This window comes from Shewanella denitrificans OS217 (assembly GCF_000013765.1).
Classification (GTDB): domain Bacteria; phylum Pseudomonadota; class Gammaproteobacteria; order Enterobacterales; family Shewanellaceae; genus Shewanella; species Shewanella denitrificans.
In genome coordinates this window covers 1,252,802-1,273,431 of sequence record NC_007954.1, presented here as the reverse complement: position 1 = coordinate 1,273,431, position 20,630 = coordinate 1,252,802, and the positions used below count along the sequence as shown (strand labels likewise).

The window sequence follows — 20,630 nt, the reverse complement described above, 5'->3', positions numbered from 1 at the left end:
GTCTACTTATTGTTTAAAGGTAGGACATCGAAGCGAGCAACATGGACACCTCAGCTTTAAACCCCAAATACCCCTTTTGAGTAAATAGCATGGCTGTAAGCCTAAGTCGTGGTGCTTAATCTTCTGGCAGCTTGGGTATTATGTTGAGCTTGAGTTTATTGGCGAGTGGCTCTAAAGCGGCGCCTTGGATAATGACCGAGATAAGGACGATGAAAAATACCATGTGGATCATTTCTCGTGAGCCTTCAACGCCTGCGGCGGCGGGAATTAGTGCAAATACAATTGGCGTAGCGCCCTTAAGGCCTATCATAGATACGAATAACCGCTTGCGCCAATTGGCCTGCCTAAACGGCAGATAGCACAATTGTACCGCTAACGGACGTGCCACTAATATCAGTAAGATGGCAGGTAATAATGAGACTGCAAATACAGGCAATAATTGCTGCGGGAACATTTGCAAACCAAGAATAATAAACATCAACGATTGGGCTAACCAAGATATGCCATTGAAGAAATGCTTACTGACTTCAGCGCCTTTCTTTAAATCATTGCCTATGATGACCCCTGCAATATAAACCGCGATAAGCTCATTGCCCCCTAACAGCCCAGTACTGGAGACTGTGATGGCAAAGCTTGCCAAAATAAACACAGGAATAAGGCCAAATTCAGGCAGTTTGATGTGATTTAGTGCCCAAACGGCTAATTTACCTATTAATAGACCAATAATGACACCAACGCCGATTTGCTGCCCAAGGCTAAAAATGACAGATAAGGCCGTGGGGGCACCGTTGGCGCTATTGATAATATAGTCAGTGAGCATGACCACCATCAGCAAGGCGATGGGATCGTTTGTGGCGGATTCAAATTCTAAAATAGTGCTGGTGCCATGTTTTAATTTCAATTTTTTTGATTCTAAAATTGAAAATACTGCCGCCGCATCTGTGGATGACACTACCGCTGCAAATAACATGCAAGTTACCAAGTTAAAATCGAGTAACGCATTCAAAATAAAGCCAAAAATCACCGTGGTCAGAATCACTCCTGCGGTAGATAACATGCCGCCTTCTTTCCAAGCAAATTGAATATGCTTCATTGGGGTGTTCAGCCCGCCCACGAACACTATGGTATTTAACGCTAGAGTCCCGATAATTGAGGTGACGTTTAGGTCGTCATACACAAAACCAAACTCACCATTGCCAAAAACCAAACCTACCCCCATGAAAATAAGTAACGAGGGTAAACCTAAGGTTTTAGAGGGGTGATGAAGTAAAATCCCAATAGCAATAAGGATGGAAATCCCTAAAATAATAATCTCCGACGGCATATGGGCACTCTTTAGCTTAAAAGGCAGTAATTGAAATTAACGTAAATGGCTATTTTAGCATTTAATTAGCCTAAGCTTGTTTTATGGACATTTATTAATAATACCAATCCTATTAGCCATCTGATTTTGCTGAAGTGCTCTTGGCGACTAAATGTTGAATCTTTTCATTTAGACCTCTAATTACCATTCTACCCCACAGTGCTAATCACAATACTAATCACAATACTAATTACAGTACTAATTACAGTACTAATTACAGTACTAATTACAGTACTAATTACAGTACTAATTACAGTACTAATCAAGTGCTGCCCAGGCATGTATGTGTTTGGCCAACTGCTGTGGTTTTTCTAGTGGCAACATATGACCTGTGCCCAATGTTTTGTGCATTAAAAACTGTGGGCTTTGCGCCGTTAACTCATCCAAACACGCGACATCGACCAAGGGGTCTTGGTCACTGCAATAAAAATGAATGGGAAAGTTAAGCCCACTCAAGGCTTGAATAACATCGACCCTGTGGGAAGTGTGTTGATACTGACTGATAAACTCGGCTTCACCTAACTCAGCATCCATCTGCTGCACCAAATCGATAAGTTCCCCTTGCTGAATTGAGTCATCGAACAAGTTTGCTATCTTTTTTCGGCTAGCGCCTTTATAACCATGAGATTGCACAAACTTCAATATTGCACTGCGCTGTTCAAGCTCGGCAACCGCTAAAGCTGTCGGGCTATTGGCTATCACAAACAACTTGGCAATACGCTCTGGGTAGCGGGTGGCAAACAAGCTGGCGATATACCCGCCCAATGAAAAGCCGATGAGGCATATTTTATCCTCGCCAATGATGTCATGGAAGTGCGCGGCGAGTTGCTCAAGATCCATGTCTCGAGGAATCGCTAAGTATATTAACTCAAACGCACTGTCCAAATGAGGCTGAAGCCTTGTCCATAATCTGTGGTTGCACATGGTGCCTGGCAATAAATACAACTTTTGCTTCATAACCGCTCCGAAACTGAACGCCCTAATCAATTAACGCCACAACACCTAAGATCCAACATCCCAAACACACAAAAACAAAAGAACAAAAAACCTAATTTCAGCAATGTCTTGGACTTTATCACCCAATCAGTTTGCTGCGTCTTTCCATCAAGACGACATCGCGCCAAAGGGGGCCCATTTGGCCAAATTTTTCTCGAACACCGATAATTCGAAAGCCGTTTTTCTTGTGTAGCTCAATGCTAGCTTCATTTTCAGGGAATATGCCCGCTTGCAAGGTCCAAATATGATTGGATTCTGAATCTGTAATTAGCTTAGACAAGAGTAAATGCCCTATGCCTTTGCCTTGGGCGGACTTCGCAAGGTAGACGCTCACTTCAGCCACGCCAGAATACACTTGCCGGCTTGAAATGGGGGATAATGCGGCCCAGCCAAGAATGAGTTTATCTTGAACAGCAACCAGTCGACAGCACTTGAGCATTGAACTATCCCACTCGAGCCAATCTTTGGCCACTGTCTGAAAGGTTGCATTGCCAGTATCTATCCCCTGCTGGTAGATGCGTTTAACGTCAGGATAGTCTTGTTGGTTAAATGTTCGAACTACGAGCATTACATATCCTAATAAGCCTGCAATCGGCAACTAATTTGATGAGTGATGACAGTATGTTAGCTAGCTTATCAGCTTATGCCAAGTTAACTTTCAAGAGTAATGTGGCACATAATGAGCATCGGAATTGGCGATAACAGACTAGGGCCTTGTAGGTACGTTATTAGTACATTTAAGCCCTATTCAGCAGCCCTGTGCAGCCTTATTTTAATTGCTACATGAGCCGCTTGAGCATCATAAAAATGTCGTCATTTAAACAATCAGGGCTAATCAAATAATTCTTCTACTCTATGCTGGCTAAATTTGCATTTTCATCATCAACTGCTAACGTGAGATGGTGCTAATTTGGATTTAAGCTAATCGAAATTATGTCATTACAATCAAGGACAGAGCCAATATCGACGGCAAGCTTACGCGCCGCTAATATTACCCGTAAGAATAATTGAGGTGAGCTATGAGTCCATCTAATGCGTCGCGGCGCAGCTTCATCAAGCAATGTGTAATTGGCGGCGTTGCCGTTTATTCCGCCCCTTTGCTGTGGGAAATGAGCCGAGCCAATGCGTCCATGGTGTCAGCAGAACTGGCAGCCCAATGGCAAACTCAGGTTAATGGCCAATCTAGACTTAAGTTTCGCAACGACGGCATAGCCAAAGTGACAGGTCAGAAAGTCTATGGCCGTGATTACCGTGCCATGGACATGGCGGGCTGGCCAGCACAGCAAGGCTATGCCTTTATCCTGCGGGCCACTGACGCCTCCCGTGTGTATCAAGGCTTCTCCCTTGACCACCTCCCTGATCCTGCTAAGCCCTATAAAGTCATCACCGCCGCCGAGCTTGCCCGTGACAAGGTCAAGCTGCCAGACTTTTACGGCGACAATATGTTACTGCCACCAGGCCAAACCGCGGATTATCTCGGCCATGCGGTAGCCTTGTTGTTATTTGATAATTTTCCCGCCTTTAAACAGGCTAAGTCTTTGCTGCAGTTTGATGCCGATTTATTGCGTTACGGTGAGAAAACGCCTTTTGTGTCTGATTCGAAAGACCCCTACGCCAGTTGGCGTATTATTCGGGTCGAAGGCGAAAATGGCGCAAGGGAAGATCGTTACAGCCCACTCCATGATGGACTCTTCTTCCCTAATTTCAAAAGCCATCAGCCCCAATGGTTAGGAGACGCCAATGCCCAGGGCTCAATTTCAGAGCGTGGGCTTTTTTATGCCGGCGAAATAGACAAACAGATTGCCAAGGGTAAAACCAATCAAGAATGGCAAGTGTTAGAGCGGGAATACCGCACCCAAATCATAGATCCCATGATGATGGAGCCCGAAGCCTTTAATGGCTGGTATGATGCCGACAGCCAAACCTTCCATACGGTAATCACCTCCCAATCTCCCCATGATTTTCAGGAAATGGCAGTGCACATGCTGGCGCAGGGGCCATTGGCGGGAAAAGTGAAGCACTTAGTGGTGCACTCGCCTTATATTGGCGGCGGTTTTGGCGCCAAAGATCATTCGATATTTCCCTATTATGGCGTGCTCGCCGCCCTTTATGCCAAGGGCCCAGTGCGCCTTGCCAATGACAGGTTTGAGCAGTTCCAGTCCGGCCTTAAGCGCCACCCCTTCACCATGAAGAGTCGCTTAGCGGTAGATAAGGCCAGCCTAAAAATCCAAGCCCTGACCTCAGAGATGACCATAGATGGCGGCGGGCGGGTGAATTTTAGTCCCTCGGTAACCTCAGTTGGCGCCACGGCAATGCAGAGCATTTATTACGTGCCGCGCAATGACATTATCGCCACCTCTTATGCCTCACGTAACCCAGATGCGGGCTCGATGCGCGGCTATGGCACCTTGCAATCCATGGCAGCCATGGAGGGCATGATCCACGAGATGGCGGCCGAGCTAAAGGTTGACCCTTTTAAGCTGCGGGCGGCCAATGTGATGGAGTCGGGTCAGCGCAATACTCAAGGGGCAATTCCTAATGGCACCTTAAGATATCGCGAGATGCTCAACATGGCAGAAAAAGATCCCGTGTGGCAGCAGCGAGCCGCCACTAAAACCCGCTATGAGGCCGAGCACCCTGGCATGCGTTATGGGGTCGGTTTTGGCATAGCCACCAAAGATTATGGCACAGGCGCTGCGGCCCCAAGTGCGGCCCTTAAGCTTGCTAAAGACGGTAAAATATCCCTAGATATTGGCTTTATCGAAATGGGCACGGGCACCCAAACGGCCCAAGCTGTGGTGGTCAGCGAATCCTTAGGCCACTTTGCCCATGAAGTGAAGCTTGCCACCATGGATATCTGGGAGGCAATGCAATTAGAGCAAACCGATAACCCTTATATTATCTCGCAGCAGCGCCAAGATGAAATGGCGGCTAACCCCCGCTGGACCCCAGTCAAAGCCATGGCATCCTCAGCCTCCATGTCGGCTTATTATCAGAGCCATGTGACCCGTATTGCCGCGGATCTCATCTATCGCCACGGGCTCTGGCCTGCGGCCGTGTCTATTTGGAATGAGTTGTATTTTAACTCTCCCATGGGCGCCACTAACCTTAACGACCCTCATCAAGGTCGCTGGGTCGATGGCAAGCTCACCGCCATGGGTTTCCCGCCACTTGCCATGGATATTCTCGCCAAACGAGCTCACGATCTCGGTCTAGTCGTTGGCGTTATGTGCCACGGCTTTAATCGCTGGGCCTGGGCGCAAGCCGACTTTGAGATTTTTGGCACCACAGAGCGCATCGCCATCGATGCCTTAGCGCTGCAATACGGTGAAGGCAATCATTATCACGGCAATGCCGCTCGCCATGCCAAGATGAGCTCCATGGGCTATCACCTTATTGACCGCAAAGCCATGAGCTACCCTAAGGCCGAGCTCAATAATGCCATGGTGACTTACTACGCCCCCTGCGCCACTTTAGTGGAAGTCGCCGTCAACGAAGGCAATGGCGAGGTCAGCTTGCTCAGCACTCATACCTGGTTAGAGGCCGGTAAGGTTATCGTCAAAGAATTAGTAGAAGGGCAAATTCAAGGGGGGCTAGTGATGGGCGTTGGTCACGCCTTGTATGAAGAAGTCCCCCCCTTTGAAGCGGGCGCCGGCAATGGCACTTGGAATCTGAACCGCTATCAGGTGCCACTTGCGCGCCATGTGGGCGTTTGGAAGCAAAAGCATACTATCTTGGCGCCACTGTCGGATACTGATCCCAGTCGCGGCATCGCCGAAGTGGTGATGGTACCTGTGGTGTCAGCCTTGGTTGAAGCCGTATATCAAGCCACCCAAGTGCGTTTTTACGATCTACCCATGACAGCGAAAAAAATCAAGGAGGCCATGGTATGAACCAGTCCATTAAACTGACCATAAATAACCAAGCTGTGGGCCCCATTGAAGTGACTGATGGCGTGATGATGATAGAGTTCTTGCACGAGTACTTAAACCTTACCGGGACCAAGTTTGGCTGCGGCGCTGGGGTATGTCATGCCTGCACTGTGATTGTCGATGATGAACAAGGCATGAGCGAAGTCGTGCGCACTTGCATTAATGGCGTCGAGCGTTTCAATGGCAAGCGCATTCGCACCATTGAAGGTCATGCCAAGCTCAATGAACAAGGAGAGATCACCGCCCTGAGCCCAGTGCAGCAAGCATTTTTGGAGCATTTCTCGTTTCAATGTGGTTGGTGCACCTCAGGTTTTGTCAATGAAGCCACGGCGCTAATTGAACGGCTGGAGCGAAAACCTATCCCCAGCGCTCAAGTTGAAGACGCCATAGAAGAAGCCTTAGGCGAACATGTTTGCCGCTGCACTGGCTATGTCAAATATTACGCCGCAGTCAAAGACGTGATCCTCAGGACAAAGGGGCTAACCCTCTCATGAAACCTGCATACTCAAGCCATTTATCACCGCTTTACAGCCTAGTCCTAGCACTATGTTTATGCCTAGTGGCATTGCCCAGCATGGCCGCCGATAAAGATGAGGAAACTAGCGCCATCGAACGCGGCGCTTACCTAATGAAGATAGGCGATTGTGTGGCCTGCCATACCGCGGTAGGCGGCCGTGAATTAACCGGTGGTTTGCCATTTGAAACCCCCTTTGGCCCTGTGTATTCCACCAATATCACCTCAGATAAAGACACTGGCATAGGCAACTACAGTTATGATGATTTTTATGATGCCATGCACCATGGGGTCGGGATTAACGGTAACCTGTACCCCGCCATGCCTTATACCTCTTACAGCCTACTAACCGATGAAGACACTAGGGCCATTTATGCTTATTTGATGAGCACTAAACCCATTAAGCAAGCCAATCTTGATAATGATGTGTCCTTTCCGTTTAACTTGCGCTTTGGCCTTAAGGGATGGAATTTAATCGCTCACGATGCCAAGGTGTTTAAGCCCAATAACGCCAAGAGTGAGTCGTGGAATCGTGGCAATTACTTAGTCAACGCCCTAGGGCATTGCGGCGAGTGCCACACCCCCAGAGACACCCTCTATGCCATGGAGCCAGATAAGCACTTTCAAGGCGCCATCATAGAAGGGCTTGAGGCATCGGACATCACCCCTTCGGAGCTTAATCGCCAAAATTGGACCCATGAGGACCTTAACAATCTTTTTACTGAGGGCTATTCACGTAAAGGCACCGTCTTTGGCGGCATGTACCCTGTGGTGTACCACAGCTTTAGTCACTTAACCGACACCGACATGCTCGCCGTGAGTCGTTACCTGCTGGATACTGATGACAATATTGAGCCGCAAAAACTCACCTTTAATGGCCACAACCCCAAGCTCCCTGGGTATCCCCTCTACAAGGGGTACTGCGCCGGTTGTCATGGTCAAAATGGTGAAGGCAGGCCCAATGTCGCCCCAGCCATGGCAGGTAACGCCACCTTAGATAAGGCCAGCCCCCACAATGTTGTCGCGGTTATCCTTAAAGGGATTGACAGCCAGCATTACAACAGCACCACCAGCTTCTATGCCATGCCAGGTTACGCAAAAGAGTTAGATGAGGAACAGATTAAAGATTTGGCCAACTATCTGCGACTCACTTGGAGCAATCAGCCAGCAAACCTTGATATCAAGACGATAAGAAACGTGAAAGAAACAGTGTTCAGCCACAACTAATACCAAAAAATCTTTGATAAATGAAAATACTCCCTCTAGGGAGTATTTATCAGCGCTCGAACCTTGTTGTTCTGAATTGGGATTTAGCGGAGTTCAGAGGTTCTGTAACGCCTTAAACGATAGAGGTTTAGCGCCGGGAGCACGAGCACGGCTTCAATGGGCGTAAAAAAAAGACAAGATAATAGCGTAGCCTTCAGCCCCAGAGTGTTCGCCTCTATCCCCGCAGCTTTAGCTGAGCGATGTAACCTTATATTGAGCCACAACACTAGTAACACCACATCAAATATTACAAACCAATAGCCAAGAAGCCAGGATTTAGCGCCATAACCCGATAAATACAAGGCGGCGCAGCTAAAGGCGACGACATAAAATAGCCAGTAACACCATTTGAGTTTGCTATATGCTTGCATGTTAAATTTATCTACCAAGCCGTCAATTAAACGAACACCTTGCCCTGCAAATACAAGCTTGCAAAGCCAGACACCAATACCCTGTCATCCAGCAGTTGGCAAAATAGCACGCCACCTCGTTTTGAGGCCTGATAAGCAACCAAAGTCGTTTTGGACAATTGCTCACCCCAGTAAGGCGCGAGCCCTGCGTGGATTGAACCTGTGACAGGATCTTCATCACCACCGTTAGCGGGCCAAAAGTAACGGGAGATAAAATCGTACTCACAGGCTTTGGCTGTGACAACAAGATCGAAAGGGGCCAATAATTTAAGCTGTGAGGAGTCGTACTCCACCGCCCTCACCGCCTCCTCTGAGGCCATAATGGCAAAATACGCCTGCCTGTTTTTTAGCACGCCAATGGGTTTAATAGAAAGCCCGTTAATTAGCGCTTGGGGAATATCAATCACTTGGGCTGGTGCTTGATTGGGGAAACTCATCTCAATTCTGCCATCTTCCATTCGAGTGACAAACAAACTGCCCACCTTACTGGTGGTAAACTCAATTTCCCCTCGAAAAGCCAACTGATTGAAAATCACGAAAGAGGCTGCCAAGGTCGCATGACCACAAAAATCAATTTCGCTTAAGGGTGAAAACCAACGAATTTGATATTGATGGGGGGAAATCGCCCTAATAAAGGCCGTTTCTGAGAGGTTATTTTCAGCGGCAATATTTTGCATCAGTGCTGGTTCTAGCCACTCAGTTAGCGGGATAACCGCCGCAGAATTGCCGTTAAATTGCTGCTTGCTAAACGCATCGACAATAAAAATATCCAGTTCCATGACTATACTCCCATGACTTTATAGCGCGTTATAATGTTAGCGTTTCCAGTAGATTACTTTCTAACTGATTATTGATAAACGATTATTTTCAATGGACTCTTCAACACTTATTCTTTATCGAAGCTATCCACCACTATGGCCCCCATGGAGGCTGGCATTGAAATCACTATGATGCGCTTAAAAGAGATCCAAGGATCTTCTAACAAAGGCAGCTTATCTAAACAGAACAGCACTAGGGCGACCACTAAGGCAGTCATGACATAGGCGATGACAATCCGTGATACAAATACGAATTTCCTCGATTTAATATTGTGCTGGAACACGCTTTGATAGGTAAATAAGCCCAAAAATAGCACTGACAGACTAAACAGCATGAGTAGATTTTGAGTCGGTAAGGTTTCACCTAAGCGCCAGGCTTCTTCCGAAAAAGAAATAGGCACAGCCAAGGCAAATGCTCCCACAAATATTTGACTCGCGTCCTCTACATTAAAACTAAATTTCATCATGTTTCTCTTTCTGTTTAGCGCTCGATACAAGGCTCTAATACTGGCAAGAATTAACAGCCCTAGTTAACTATTGATCGTCTTGCGGGTTCATTAAGCTAGAATAAATTGAGTGATAACAGCTTAGATTTTATTGATAATTTCTCAATAAGTAATCTGATTGCTGTTAACACTCTAGTGCATTAACAATATAACAATGTGTCAGTCAAGCCCTAGCGTTTTTGCTAAGGTGCTAAATTAAAAAAACACTGGGCTCCCCCCCTTGGTGCTGTACTAGGTTTTTGTATTGCCCTCTTTTGTCAGCAATTAATGATGAATTAACCCATGAAGGCCACACGCGCGCAGAATGTGCGCATTCATCAGTTATCAGTTATTAGTTATTAGTTATTAGTTATTGGGTATTGGATATTACTAATGAAACAATGACTATCGAGACTCACCTTAGGATAAGCGAATAATGAACACCCAAGACTTAGCACTTTTTGTGCGCACCGCCGATTGCGGCAGCATTACCGCGGCGGCCCAGGCCCTTGATATGAGCACCGCCGCTGCCAGTGCGGCAGTAAAACGTTTAGAGAAGCAGCTCAACAGTACCTTGTTTATTCGCTCCACTCGGCAATTACGATTAACCACAGAAGGAGAGCACTTTCTGCTTCACTGCCGCAAAGCACTGGACACCTTGGCCGCTGGGCAAGCTTCCATGGAGGCCTTGCAGGGACGTATTGCTGGTGAGGTGCGTATTTCGGCGCCTTCAGATCTTGGCCGTAATCTGTTACTGCCTTGGATAGATGACATCATGGATGAACACCCAGATCTAAGATTGCACTTGATTATTGGTGACTCACTCGCCGACTTTTATCATGACAGAATCGATCTCGCCCTGCGCTATGGTCGGCCTAATGACTCTTCCATGGTGGCTTTTAACATCGCCAACGTGGAGCGGATCATCTGCGCCTCCCCCAGTTACTTAAGCCGCTTTGGCATGCCGTTAACGCCTGCCGATCTTGCCGATCACAATTGCCTCTTGTATCACCTCAATGATAGGCCATTTGATCTCTGGGAGTTTGAAACTAAATCGCCAACTGGGACCACTGGGGAGCGGGAGCCAGAACAGTTTAAAATTCGTGTAAAAAGTAATCGTTGCTGTAATGATGGCGATTTGGTGCACCGCTGGGCCTTGGCAGGCAAAGGGATTGCCAATAAGTCACGTTTGGATGTGAACCATGATTTAGCTGCGGGGCGCTTGGTTAAATTATTGCCTGATTACCATTCCCCTCAGAAAGAACTTAACCTCTTGTGCCCCTCCCGCAGCCAAGTTACCCCTACTGTTTTGCTATTAAGAGACATGCTAAGGGATAAATTTAAGCAAATGCTCGGTTAACCTTTAGCCTATGTATCACGAAGTTCATCTAGCATCTGCAGATAAATGACCCTAAGTTTATTTAAAAGACTGGCTATTTATAACGCTGTGTACTTATCGAAACAGGCCTGAACTGGGTTTTTTATGTAGCATGCTGCTTGCTTAATATGGTGCGGGTATTCATAGTCTTTTCTTTCATATTGGCCAATAAAATCAATAAGCTGCTGAAAGCTCGCCTGAGCTTGTTGCTGATATTGAGCTTGACTTTGCAAATCCTGCCTCAAATGATACAACTTAGCCTTTTCATGGCTGAGTAAGGCAATGCCATAATCAATTTTGGCGAATTGCACTTGTTGATCAACCGCGCCAAAGCGCCACAAATCACTGTGGCTAGTGAGTAAATCGATGGCATTTTGCACTTGCTCTAATTCATTATCCTCTGACAAGTATTGAGAACTTACCCACTGAGCTATGGCCAGATTATAGGCACTGTCAAATAACAAATAAGCACAGCGAACAGCCTTTTCTGTACCGGCAACGTCAGCGATATCACAATGGGATTGCAACTCGGAAAATGTGTTCGGCGAGACATTACGAATAAGAAAACGCTTCGCCTGTGCCGCCAACGCCGTATTGTCACTAAAGGCTAGCTCGGCAATCTTAAGTTGCGCCGCCCCCGTTAAATGCCACTTATCCTTTAAGGCTAAATCTGCCGATGATGCCTTAGCTAGGGCCGTCACCAGTCCGAGCTGACTGCCAAGGCTCGTGTCTTCATCCAGCAAGGTTTTTTCGATAAGCGGGGTTAAACTGACGATATTGTCTACCAAATATTGGCTGGCAAATTGACGAATATAAGAGTCATCGGCCTCCAATGCCTGCATCACCAAAGCTGTGTCCACTTTATCGCCAGCGTGAGCCTGGCTTATCAAACCAAAGGAGGGGTTATTTGACCAAGGAAGCCTGGATGTTACAGGTAATAAGTTACCGATATTTAACTCCCTGGAAGCTGAATTACTCACAATCAACTCTATATTACCTGTGGGTGTTTTTAACCAGAGTTGCTTGCGCTGATATAACAGCTGCACATCCAGTAAATCAATGACTTTATCCAAGGGTAATTGATAATCATGAAAGTTACGGGTGGCGTCATCCTCGATGCGAATGGAAAAATGATTCGGCAACTTATCCCCAGCATAGTGCCAATGGACATTTTTAAGCCATTGGCTAAGCTCGTTTCTGGTATACAGGGTTCTTATGGTGTTGTTCACTTTAAGGTTTGTATTTAAATCTAAAACTATACCTGACATCAGTATATTGGTTTTATTCTGCTCAATCGTCCAATGGTAAGACACCATTAACAGCAAAGACGCGATAAACACCCAGTTGCTTAAATAAAGCCAAGCGCACATACGCCGCTCTTTACCTTTTACGCTGTCCCATCTTGTCCTGAGTTTTCTCTCCACTATCACAATCAACACAGCAACGGCACCAGCTGGGCCCCACTGAAGTAACATTTGTGCAATCTGTTGGATATCCATGTCCTGACCTCACGTCCTAACGCTGCATCACGCTAAAATACATGAATATCATTATAGACCACAGCAGGGTTTCCGCTCCTTATACTCAGGTAAACGGCACAACTTTCAAACAAAGAAAACGGAATACAGAGTCCATTTACCGCCCCAAAAAGCAAATCAAAAAATAGAGTTAAAACTCAAATAAATCACTGAAAATAGAGCGTTTATTCTAAAATTAATTGTAAAAATATTCTCCTATCAAAAAACACCCCTTATGTTTAACTGCAACGCCAACAATCAGTGAAACATTACACTTTAAAACAAGCGGTTGTTTAAAACAAAATCTCGCTGATTTATCGACGTGAATTTAGATTCAAACAAAGATTGCAATTAACAAATATTCAACCTATTTGTAACAAAGGTTGTTTTGTTGCCACTCCGACTTGCCCACCCAAGCCAGCGAACAGAGCAACACAGCTCCATAACACGACTCATAAAAATGCCTATTGAGATAACTCAGTTCGAGGAGAACACAATGAAAAAATGGATTTATGCCTGCGCCATACTGCTCATGAGTGCGACAAGTTTTGTTCATGCCGCCCAAGCCCCCCTGAAATACCCTGTCGTTATGGTTCACGGCATCTTTGGTTTCGATGATGTATGGGGTATCGATTACTTCTACCGCATACCACAAGCCTTGAAAGATGAAGGTGCCAAGGTGTTTGTTGCCTCAGTATCACCGGCGAATTCCACCGAAGTACGCGGCGAACAACTTAGAACGTACATCCAAGCCGTGCTGGCCCAGACAGGCGCGACTAAAGTGAACTTAATTGGCCATAGCCACGGCGGACCGACGGTGAGATATGTTGCCAGTGTCAGCCCTGAAATGGTGGCTTCTGTGACCTCTATCGGTGGCGTGAATTGGGGCAGCCGTTTTGCCGATGTGATGCGCGGCTTAGTGCCAATGGACTCCGCCACTGAATGGTTAGTAAAACAAGGATTAGATACCTTAGGTCGGGTTATTTCTGGGGTTTCTGGCTCGCCACAACGCCCTCAAGACAGCCTTGCCATGACACAGTCGCTGACGACTCAAGGTTCAGTGCTATTTAATAGTCGCTACCCTGAAGGCATGCCGAGCCGATATTGTGGTCAAGGCCAAGCGCTTGCCAGCAACGGGGTGCGTTACTTCTCTTGGTCTGGCGCCTCGGCGTTCACCAACGCCTTAGATCCTATCGATTACGGCCTGGAACTCACCAGCCTAGTGTTTAATGAACCCAATGACGGATTAGTGTCTAGCTGTAGTTCACATTTGGGACAAGTGATCAAAGACAATTACACTATGAATCACTTAGATGAAGTTAATCATACTTTTGGGATCACCAGCTGGTTTGAAACCAATCCCGTGACCTTGTATCGCCAGCACATGACGCGCTTGCGCCAACTGGGGCTGTAACACATGAGACTTAGCCGCTACCGCTTACCTTTGTTTATCATAGCGAGCCTGTTACTGGGCCTGCTTTGGCTAACATTGATCTCCTCCAAGGCGCCATCAAGCCCTGAGCCCCGCTCCCAAGGGCAAGTGTCACTTCAGGGGGAAAATGCACAGATGAGTCAACGCCTACAAGTGCAAGGGCAAGGGCACTTGAAGGCTAACGCCATTGAATTAGCGGCTAAGGCTTTGGAACATGAAGCCAAAAATAATAAGGATCTAAACCTTAATCTCAGCCTTCGCTGGCACTTTGACGATATTATTTTGACCTTACAAAGCCAAGCTTCGGATAAGAACAGTGCCCAAGCATTACTGCAACAGTTAGCCGATAATCTGTCCCTGTCGCCACAGGGACGAGCTCAACTTATGACGCTGTTTGACCGCTATCGCGCTTATGCCATGGCACTGGCAAGGATTAAACCCAGCAATTTAAGCATGGATTATGTCGACATCAATGCCGCAACTGCGCTATTAAGCCAAGCCCATGAATTGCAGTTGCAATACTTCAATGAGGCTGAGATCGCAGCATTTTTTGAACAAGATAACAATTATGATCGCCAAGCCCTAGCGCGGGTCGAAATTCGTCAAGACTCGAGTCTGAGTGATATCCAAAAGCAGCAGCTTTTGGCTCACCATATCAGTCAGCTTCCCCCCCAAGCCTTCGATGCCATTGCCCCAAGTTTAGATGCGGCAGTGATAGCATCCGTGCTAGATAAAGATCCAGAGTCGGCCCCTCAAATAAACGCGGAGCACTCGGCTCAGATGGCGCTCTGGAGTCCTGAGGTTCAGCAAAGGGTGGCATCGAGTCGCGAGCAAAATCAAGCATGGCGCACAAAAGTGGAAGCTTACTCCGCCTTTAGCCGTCAATTATCCGCAGAAAAATATCAGCAAAAGGAATTGCAGCAACTCACTGAAAATTACTTAGCACAACACTTTAGTGCCAATGAAATCAAACGACTGAGGGTGTTTATCGCCCATCCAGAATTGTTAACTCATTAAGCGACTAAATACCGAAATACACAATAAGAAGCGAAGCACTCGCTCATTGTTCACAGCAAAGTCCAACATGACTCAAACTAACCTAAAGGTCACTCATGAAAAAACGACTCATATTAACTCAATACCTCTTGCCCGCACTCATGTGCTCGCTTCTACCAGCCTCTGCCATGGCGGCCACCAAATCGGCTGCCGACACTGCGCAACTATCCGTTTCCAGTGTGCAAGCCCAGCAAACCTATACCTATGTCAGGTGTTGGTTCAGGCCACAATCGAGTCATGACGACCCGTCCACCGATTGGGAATGGGCCCGCAATAGCAATGGCAGTTATTTTAAGTTAACTGGCTATTGGTATAGCGCTGTGTCATTTAAAAATATGTTCTACACCAATGAATCTCAAAACACTATCGCACAGCGCTGTCAGCAGACCTTAGGCGCAAACCACCCACAGGCCGATATCACCTATTTTGCTGCCGATAATCGCTGGTCCTATAACCACAGTATTTGGAGCAACACCAGCAGCGTGACTCCAACTGTGGATAAGATGGTCAGCTTTGGTGACAGTATCTCAGACACAGGTAATATCTATAATGCCAGCCAGTGGCTGTTCCCCAATGATAATGCCTGGTTCTTAGGTCATTTCAGCAACGGCCTAGTATGGACTGAGTATTTAGCCAAACAGCAACAGCTGCCTCTCTATAACTGGGCCATAGGCGGCGCTGCTGGCTCGACTCAATATGTGCTGCTCTCAGGGGTGTTAGATCAGGTTAAGTCCTATATCCAATACATGAATTACGCGAACAATTATGATCCAGCCAAGACCTTGTTTACCTTGGAGTTTGGCTTGAATGATTTCCTTAACTATGGCCGCTCAGCCAGTGCCGTTACGGCAGATTTTAAACAAGCGCTGGAAACCCTGGAAGCCAATGGGGCACAAAACATTTTGGTGTTAAATTTACCGGACGCCACCATAGCGCCGCAGTTTAAGTACAGTGCGCCAGGCGAAGCGGCGATAGTGAAAGCCAAGATAGACACCTTTAACGCCTTCGCCAGCCAACAAGTGGCGACCATGCAGAACCGCGGGATCAATATCCAGTTATTCGATACCGAGACTTTGCTGGCCGATATGGTCTCTAATCCTGCAAGTTTTGGATTACGCAATACCACAGACTCTTGCTTAGACATCAATCGCAGCTCATCCTCTGACTATCTGCACAGCCATTCACTGCGAAACGACTGTGCAACCTATGGCTCTGACACTTATGTGTTTTGGGACGTCACCCACCCGACGACAAAAACCCATAAGGTAATTGCCGATGCGGTGAACGCCAGCCTGATGCAACATTTTAAGTAACTAAAGCTAAAAAAAAGGCCCAAGTTTCTATTAATAAACTTGGGCCTTTTCTTTAATCGATAATGATTAATCACTCATTATTTAACGAAGACGCTGCTGCTTATATTGTTTAGCCGCTGTGGGTATTTGCGTTACCTTGCCAGTTTCAAGCCAATTACGTAAACGATTGGCATCGGCCAGATGGGTAAGCTTACCGAAAGCATCCAGCACCACGAAGGCCACCTGGCGCTTATTCATCTCGGTGCGCATCACAAGACAGCGGCCAGCATCATTGGTAAAACCAGTTTTGGTTAATTGTATGTTCCAATCATTTTTAAACACTAAACGATTGGAATTTCGAAAATCTAACTTGTACCAAGGATTGCTAAAGGTCACCGTTTTCTTATCCGTCGAGCTTAACTCACCCAACAAAGGGTAGCCTTCGCTGGCTTTGAGCAACATAACTAGGTCTCTAGCGCTAGAGACGTTTTTACGAGACAATCCAGTCGGTTCAACGAAACTTGATTTCGTCATCCCTAAGGCTTTGGCTTTGTCATTCATGGCACGAATGAAGGCGGCGTAGCCCCCTGGATAATGATGCGCAAGACTTGCGGCGGCGCGGTTTTCAGAGGACATCAATGCCAGTAATAACATGTCCTTACGAGACAGTTCACTGCCTATACGCACCCTTGAATAGACATTGCGCATCTCTTTGGTTTCATTTATTTTTATGCTTATTTTTTGTTCTAAAGGCAGTTTGGCATCTAAGGTGACCATGGCGGTCATCAACTTAGTGACTGACGCAATCGGCATTACCCTGTCTGGATTGCTGGCATACAGGACTTCATCGGTATTTAAGTCCACCAGCATGCCACTGGTTGAGGCTAATTCTTGTTGAGCTGCATAAATATGGGGGGATAGGCAAAATAATATTGCCCCGAGTACCAGTGGCTTAACTAATACACGGCGTAATGAACTTGATAAAAGACGATTTTTCATTGAAGACTTCACTGAATTGATTGAATAATCATGCACGCCGACATCCGGCAATTTCGAGTATAGTATATTGTTGAAACGCAGGGAATAAGCTGAATGCAGCCCGAGTGAATTATTATGACTTTGATTACTTCAGAGCGTCTTAGCAAAACCTAATACTCATCTTACAAGGGGGTAATTGCAACAAACACTTTTCAGCCTTAAGACGACATTGGTTTTCAATTCTTTTAAATTCAATATGCTATATTGTAGTCAACGCAAACACTGTCTTGATCATATAGAGAAGTGCAATGGACAACCCCTTTACCCTAGTCAGTAAAATTTACCAGGCTATTTTGTGTCGTTGGCACCTTTGGTTTTCCCCCGCCAAAGACGATGATCCTAAGAAAAAGCCTAAGCTTTCAATTAAAGACATAGCCAAACTCACCTGCCCTCCCTATTCACTAATGCAATGCGGCTTAACCCTAGGCTTTCCTTTGGCTGAATTTGAAAAATCTTTTATCGGCCGTGAAGAGCAATTAGAGCAGTTACAACAGAGCCTAGATAACTGGCAAGACGGCCAAGGCGAGCTAACTTGTATCGTGGCGCCTTTTGGCTCTGGCCTTAGCACGTTACTGAGTGTCTTTGTGGCAAGCCAAAAGCCTGGGGTAAGCATAGGGTTTATGAGTTTTTATCAAGCCCCGCTAACGCCTAAGGAAGCCATAGCTCAGCTCTATGCTTGCTTTAACATTAACCAAGCCCCCGACAGCATTACCCAAGCGATTAAGCTTATCAAGCAGCAGCCAGCCCAAGTGATGATCTTAGATAATCTACACAAGCTGATGATACGCCTAATGGGTAATTACCAGGCCCTTGTCACCTTGGCCACCATATTAATGGAGACTCGGACCCAGCATTGCTGGATCTTTGGCTGTGAATCCTTCGCCTGGCAGCGACTCACCTCACAATACCAAATTAACAATTACATAAAATTTGTGATCAAAATCGATTATTTTACCTTGGATGAAACCACAGAGCTTATCCATCAATATTTGAATGAGCTTGAGCTGCTGACCACAGAAGAAGAGGCAGAATTGCGTGAGCAGGCCTGCAAACAGATTTATATGACAAGCTCAGGTCAGCCCAAATTAGCTAAGCTATTATTGTTCGATGCCATTAAATTGGATGACAGTCAGAACATGTATTTTTCTGAAATAAGCGAGCTAGATACTGGCAGTCTTAAGCAATGTAAAGATGAAGATTTATTTTCCTTGGCGGAAGTCTATGTCCACGGCGGCTTAAGTGTCAGACAACATAGTGACATTTTCACCGCTAGCATAGAGCAAAGCAGCCTAAAGCTTGAATACTTAAGTCGCCAAGGCATGTTATTTGCGCAGTATTCACATTATGATTTTGCGGCCCACAAGTATGGGGTCCCCCCTTGCTTGACCAAGATAGTGGCCAGTCATTTAGTCAATAACAATAAACTGTTTAAATAAGGCGCAGCGATGGAAGACTCACGTAAAGCATTACAAGCCATGCTAGAGATTATCTCTTGGGAGAAATTGCTGGCGGTGCTTATCATCTGTGCACTGGCCTGGTTATTTTTAGTCTTAGCCCAATATGCCTTGGTAAAATTAACCCTAAAACTGCCAAAATACCGCTTATTCTTGAGTCGCCTCTACCCCTTTATTCGCTTGTTTGTCTGGGGCGCTGTTATCGCTTACGCCATCATAGGCATACTCGACCCCCATGAAAACTTAGTACTCGCGGTTATTGGCTCAATCAGTATAGTCATAGGTTTAGCCACCCAAGAGCCGGCTAAGAATATGATTGCGGGCTTTATTATTATGCTAAATCCCCCCTATCGCGTCGGTGACATGGTGACACTCTCGGGCCACTATGGTGAAGTGATAAAGCTTGAATGGAGTGTCACTTGGCTTAGGACATTCGATGATAACACTGTTATGGTGCCAAACGCTGAAGCCTTAAAAACTGCGGTTTCAAATTCTAATAGCGGCGCTTTAGATGAGATGGTGGTGATCAATTTTAAGTTGCCAGTGAATGTGGATCATAATCATGCTTGCGCCCTTGCAAGGGAAGCCACCCAGTGCTCGCCTTATACCTTTTTGAACAAACCCATCAGGGTAATACTCGGTACAGATCACAGCTTCGGCCAGCATTTAATCTCGCTGACCATTAAAGCCTATGTGATGGATGTCAGATTAGAGCGAAAATTTGCCAGCGATATTAATAATCGGGTACTGACGGCATTCAAACAGGCGGGCCTGTATGATAATGGGCAAGACTCATCCAAGCAGTGATACCAGCAAACACTGTTTCTTGGATCTTGTTCATATTATTTAGCCGTTGTTTTCATTATAATCACAGCAATTTTTATCACCTTGCCCCGAGGGCAAAGAGGAACTCCCATGACACAAGATGAAATGAAAAAAGCCGCCGGTTGGGCTGCACTTAAATACGTTGAAGTAGACAGCATAGTTGGCGTTGGCACTGGCTCAACGGTTAATCATTTCATCGATGCATTAGCCACAATGAAGCACAATATCAAGGGTGCGGTATCGAGCTCCGTCGCTTCCACTGAGAAAATGAAAGCCTTAGGCATTGATGTGTTTGACTTAAATGAAGTGTCTGAACTATCGATTTATGTGGATGGTGCCGATGAAATCAATGCCCATATGGACATGATCAAAGGCGGCGGCGCAGCCCTTACCCGTGAAAAAATCGTCGCCGCAGTGGCCGATAAATTTATTTGCATCGTGGACAATACCAAGCAAGTCGACGTGTTAGGTCAGTTCCCCTTACCGGTTGAAGTCATTCCTATGGCGCGCTCTTATGTTGCTCGTGAGCTGGTAAAATTGGGCGGCGATCCCGTCTATCGTCAAGGGGTCATCACAGACAATGGCAATGTGATTTTAGACGTATACAACCTTAAAATATTGAACCCTAAGGCGTTAGAAACTCAAATCAATGCCATCGTAGGCGTAGTCACCAATGGTCTGTTCGCCAATCGCGGCGCTGATATACTGTTAATGGGTACCCCTGATGGCGTAAAGACATCAACAAACTAGTACCTTTTAACGGTTAGTGGTTAATTGTTAATTGTTAATTGTTAATTGTTAATTGTTAATTGTTAATTGGGATTGCCATAAAAAATGCCTGCTTATCGCAGGCA

18 protein-coding genes are annotated in these 20,630 nt (G+C 46.2%); 10 read left to right on the top strand and 8 right to left on the bottom strand.

The features are described 5' to 3' along the window. Positions 1-115: 115 nt before the first annotated feature. The 3 genes from SDEN_RS05775 to SDEN_RS05765 form a co-directional block, all read right to left on the bottom strand. Positions 116-1,324 carry a potassium/proton antiporter gene (locus SDEN_RS05775; protein ID WP_011495559.1) on the bottom strand — a complete coding sequence of 403 codons (1,209 nt, stop codon included), beginning with the start codon at positions 1,322-1,324 and terminating at the stop codon, positions 116-118. 297 nt (positions 1,325-1,621) lie between these two features. Further along, positions 1,622-2,320 (bottom strand): alpha/beta fold hydrolase, encoded by a 699-nt coding sequence (locus tag SDEN_RS05770; protein ID WP_011495558.1) that lies wholly within the window; start codon positions 2,318-2,320, stop codon positions 1,622-1,624. Between the two features lie 118 nt (positions 2,321-2,438). Next, positions 2,439-2,927, bottom strand: a complete 489-nt coding sequence (locus tag SDEN_RS05765) for a GNAT family N-acetyltransferase (protein ID WP_011495557.1) — start codon at positions 2,925-2,927, stop codon at positions 2,439-2,441. A 451-nt stretch (positions 2,928-3,378) separates the two neighbouring features. Here SDEN_RS05765 and SDEN_RS05760 point away from each other — a divergent pair, with 451 nt between their 5' ends. From SDEN_RS05760 to SDEN_RS05750, 3 genes are read left to right on the top strand one after another with little or no spacing between them, the layout of a single operon-like run. Continuing rightward, a complete protein-coding gene (locus SDEN_RS05760) occupies positions 3,379-6,252 on the top strand; it encodes a xanthine dehydrogenase family protein molybdopterin-binding subunit (RefSeq protein WP_011495556.1) in 2,874 nt (957 codons plus the stop codon). Beyond that, the gene (locus SDEN_RS05755; protein WP_011495555.1) at positions 6,249-6,785 is read left to right on the top strand and encodes a (2Fe-2S)-binding protein; all 537 of its coding nucleotides are present in this window, start codon (positions 6,249-6,251) and stop codon (positions 6,783-6,785) included. The genes SDEN_RS05760 and SDEN_RS05755 overlap by 4 nt, the downstream gene beginning before the upstream one ends. Continuing rightward, complete coding sequence (locus SDEN_RS05750; RefSeq protein ID WP_011495554.1) at positions 6,782-8,032, top strand: cytochrome c; 1,251 nt, start codon at positions 6,782-6,784, stop codon at positions 8,030-8,032. The genes SDEN_RS05755 and SDEN_RS05750 overlap by 4 nt, the downstream gene beginning before the upstream one ends. An 83-nt stretch (positions 8,033-8,115) precedes the next feature. On the opposite strand, the gene SDEN_RS05745 is transcribed toward SDEN_RS05750, so the two are convergent. The 3 genes from SDEN_RS05745 to SDEN_RS05735 form a co-directional block, all read right to left on the bottom strand. Next, the gene (locus SDEN_RS05745; protein WP_157599836.1) at positions 8,116-8,442 is read right to left on the bottom strand and encodes a hypothetical protein; all 327 of its coding nucleotides are present in this window, start codon (positions 8,440-8,442) and stop codon (positions 8,116-8,118) included. 26 nt (positions 8,443-8,468) lie between these two features. Continuing rightward, positions 8,469-9,260: a PhzF family phenazine biosynthesis protein gene (locus SDEN_RS05740; protein WP_011495552.1), complete on the bottom strand. Its 792-nt coding sequence runs from the start codon at positions 9,258-9,260 to the stop codon at positions 8,469-8,471. Between the two features lie 107 nt (positions 9,261-9,367). Next, positions 9,368-9,763: a DUF2391 family protein gene (locus SDEN_RS05735; RefSeq protein WP_041405694.1), complete on the bottom strand. Its 396-nt coding sequence runs from the start codon at positions 9,761-9,763 to the stop codon at positions 9,368-9,370. 457 nt (positions 9,764-10,220) lie between these two features. On the opposite strand from SDEN_RS05735, the gene SDEN_RS05730 reads away from it, so the two are divergent. Continuing rightward, positions 10,221-11,144 carry a LysR family transcriptional regulator gene (locus SDEN_RS05730; RefSeq protein WP_011495550.1) on the top strand — a complete coding sequence of 308 codons (924 nt, stop codon included), beginning with the start codon at positions 10,221-10,223 and terminating at the stop codon, positions 11,142-11,144. A 77-nt stretch (positions 11,145-11,221) separates the two neighbouring features. On the opposite strand, the gene SDEN_RS05725 is transcribed toward SDEN_RS05730, so the two are convergent. Next, positions 11,222-12,661 (bottom strand): hypothetical protein, encoded by a 1,440-nt coding sequence (locus tag SDEN_RS05725; protein WP_011495549.1) that lies wholly within the window; start codon positions 12,659-12,661, stop codon positions 11,222-11,224. A 514-nt stretch (positions 12,662-13,175) separates the two neighbouring features. Between SDEN_RS05725 and SDEN_RS05720 the strand changes: the two genes are divergently transcribed. The 3 genes from SDEN_RS05720 to SDEN_RS05710 all read left to right on the top strand — a co-directional run bounded on the left by SDEN_RS05720 (position 13,176) and on the right by SDEN_RS05710 (position 16,480). Beyond that, positions 13,176-14,093 carry an esterase/lipase family protein gene (locus tag SDEN_RS05720; protein ID WP_011495548.1) on the top strand — a complete coding sequence of 306 codons (918 nt, stop codon included), beginning with the start codon at positions 13,176-13,178 and terminating at the stop codon, positions 14,091-14,093. 3 nt (positions 14,094-14,096) lie between these two features. Next, positions 14,097-15,128 carry a lipase chaperone family protein gene (locus tag SDEN_RS05715; protein WP_011495547.1) on the top strand — a complete coding sequence of 344 codons (1,032 nt, stop codon included), beginning with the start codon at positions 14,097-14,099 and terminating at the stop codon, positions 15,126-15,128. A gap of 95 nt (positions 15,129-15,223) precedes the next feature. Then, on the top strand, positions 15,224-16,480 hold the full coding sequence (locus SDEN_RS05710; protein ID WP_011495546.1) for an SGNH/GDSL hydrolase family protein: 1,257 nt from the start codon (positions 15,224-15,226) through the stop codon (positions 16,478-16,480). Between the two features lie 81 nt (positions 16,481-16,561). On the opposite strand, the gene pbpG is transcribed toward SDEN_RS05710, so the two are convergent. Further along, the gene (gene pbpG / locus SDEN_RS05705) at positions 16,562-17,458 is read right to left on the bottom strand and encodes a D-alanyl-D-alanine endopeptidase (RefSeq protein WP_011495545.1); all 897 of its coding nucleotides are present in this window, start codon (positions 17,456-17,458) and stop codon (positions 16,562-16,564) included. A gap of 287 nt (positions 17,459-17,745) precedes the next feature. On the opposite strand from pbpG, the gene SDEN_RS05700 reads away from it, so the two are divergent. The 3 genes from SDEN_RS05700 (at position 17,746) to rpiA (ending at position 20,526) form a co-directional block, all read left to right on the top strand. After that, positions 17,746-18,933: an ATP-binding protein gene (locus SDEN_RS05700; protein WP_011495544.1), complete on the top strand. Its 1,188-nt coding sequence runs from the start codon at positions 17,746-17,748 to the stop codon at positions 18,931-18,933. Positions 18,934-18,942: 9 nt separating this feature from the next. Next, complete coding sequence (locus SDEN_RS05695) at positions 18,943-19,758, top strand: mechanosensitive ion channel family protein (RefSeq protein WP_011495543.1); 816 nt, start codon at positions 18,943-18,945, stop codon at positions 19,756-19,758. A gap of 108 nt (positions 19,759-19,866) precedes the next feature. Next, positions 19,867-20,526 (top strand): ribose-5-phosphate isomerase RpiA, encoded by a 660-nt coding sequence (gene rpiA, locus SDEN_RS05690; protein WP_011495542.1) that lies wholly within the window; start codon positions 19,867-19,869, stop codon positions 20,524-20,526. The last annotated feature ends 104 nt before the right edge of the window (positions 20,527-20,630 follow it).

Excerpts from the sequence above, each read along its gene's own strand:
- SDEN_RS05775 (WP_011495559.1), bottom strand. The coding sequence starts at position 1,324 with ATGCCGTCGGAGATTATTATTTTAGGGATTTCCATCCTTATTGCTATT.
- SDEN_RS05770 (WP_011495558.1), bottom strand. The coding sequence starts at position 2,320 with ATGAAGCAAAAGTTGTATTTATTGCCAGGCACCATGTGCAACCACAGA.
- SDEN_RS05765 (WP_011495557.1), bottom strand. The coding sequence starts at position 2,927 with ATGCTCGTAGTTCGAACATTTAACCAACAAGACTATCCTGACGTTAAA.
- SDEN_RS05760 (WP_011495556.1), top strand. The coding sequence starts at position 3,379 with ATGAGTCCATCTAATGCGTCGCGGCGCAGCTTCATCAAGCAATGTGTA.
- SDEN_RS05755 (WP_011495555.1), top strand. The coding sequence starts at position 6,249 with ATGAACCAGTCCATTAAACTGACCATAAATAACCAAGCTGTGGGCCCC.
- SDEN_RS05750 (WP_011495554.1), top strand. The coding sequence starts at position 6,782 with ATGAAACCTGCATACTCAAGCCATTTATCACCGCTTTACAGCCTAGTC.
- SDEN_RS05745 (WP_157599836.1), bottom strand. The coding sequence starts at position 8,442 with ATGCAAGCATATAGCAAACTCAAATGGTGTTACTGGCTATTTTATGTC.
- SDEN_RS05740 (WP_011495552.1), bottom strand. The coding sequence starts at position 9,260 with ATGGAACTGGATATTTTTATTGTCGATGCGTTTAGCAAGCAGCAATTT.
- SDEN_RS05735 (WP_041405694.1), bottom strand. The coding sequence starts at position 9,763 with ATGAAATTTAGTTTTAATGTAGAGGACGCGAGTCAAATATTTGTGGGA.
- SDEN_RS05730 (WP_011495550.1), top strand. The coding sequence starts at position 10,221 with ATGAACACCCAAGACTTAGCACTTTTTGTGCGCACCGCCGATTGCGGC.
- SDEN_RS05725 (WP_011495549.1), bottom strand. The coding sequence starts at position 12,661 with ATGGATATCCAACAGATTGCACAAATGTTACTTCAGTGGGGCCCAGCT.
- SDEN_RS05720 (WP_011495548.1), top strand. The coding sequence starts at position 13,176 with ATGAAAAAATGGATTTATGCCTGCGCCATACTGCTCATGAGTGCGACA.
- SDEN_RS05715 (WP_011495547.1), top strand. The coding sequence starts at position 14,097 with ATGAGACTTAGCCGCTACCGCTTACCTTTGTTTATCATAGCGAGCCTG.
- SDEN_RS05710 (WP_011495546.1), top strand. The coding sequence starts at position 15,224 with ATGAAAAAACGACTCATATTAACTCAATACCTCTTGCCCGCACTCATG.
- pbpG (WP_011495545.1), bottom strand. The coding sequence starts at position 17,458 with ATGAAAAATCGTCTTTTATCAAGTTCATTACGCCGTGTATTAGTTAAG.
- SDEN_RS05700 (WP_011495544.1), top strand. The coding sequence starts at position 17,746 with ATGGACAACCCCTTTACCCTAGTCAGTAAAATTTACCAGGCTATTTTG.
- SDEN_RS05695 (WP_011495543.1), top strand. The coding sequence starts at position 18,943 with ATGGAAGACTCACGTAAAGCATTACAAGCCATGCTAGAGATTATCTCT.
- rpiA (WP_011495542.1), top strand. The coding sequence starts at position 19,867 with ATGACACAAGATGAAATGAAAAAAGCCGCCGGTTGGGCTGCACTTAAA.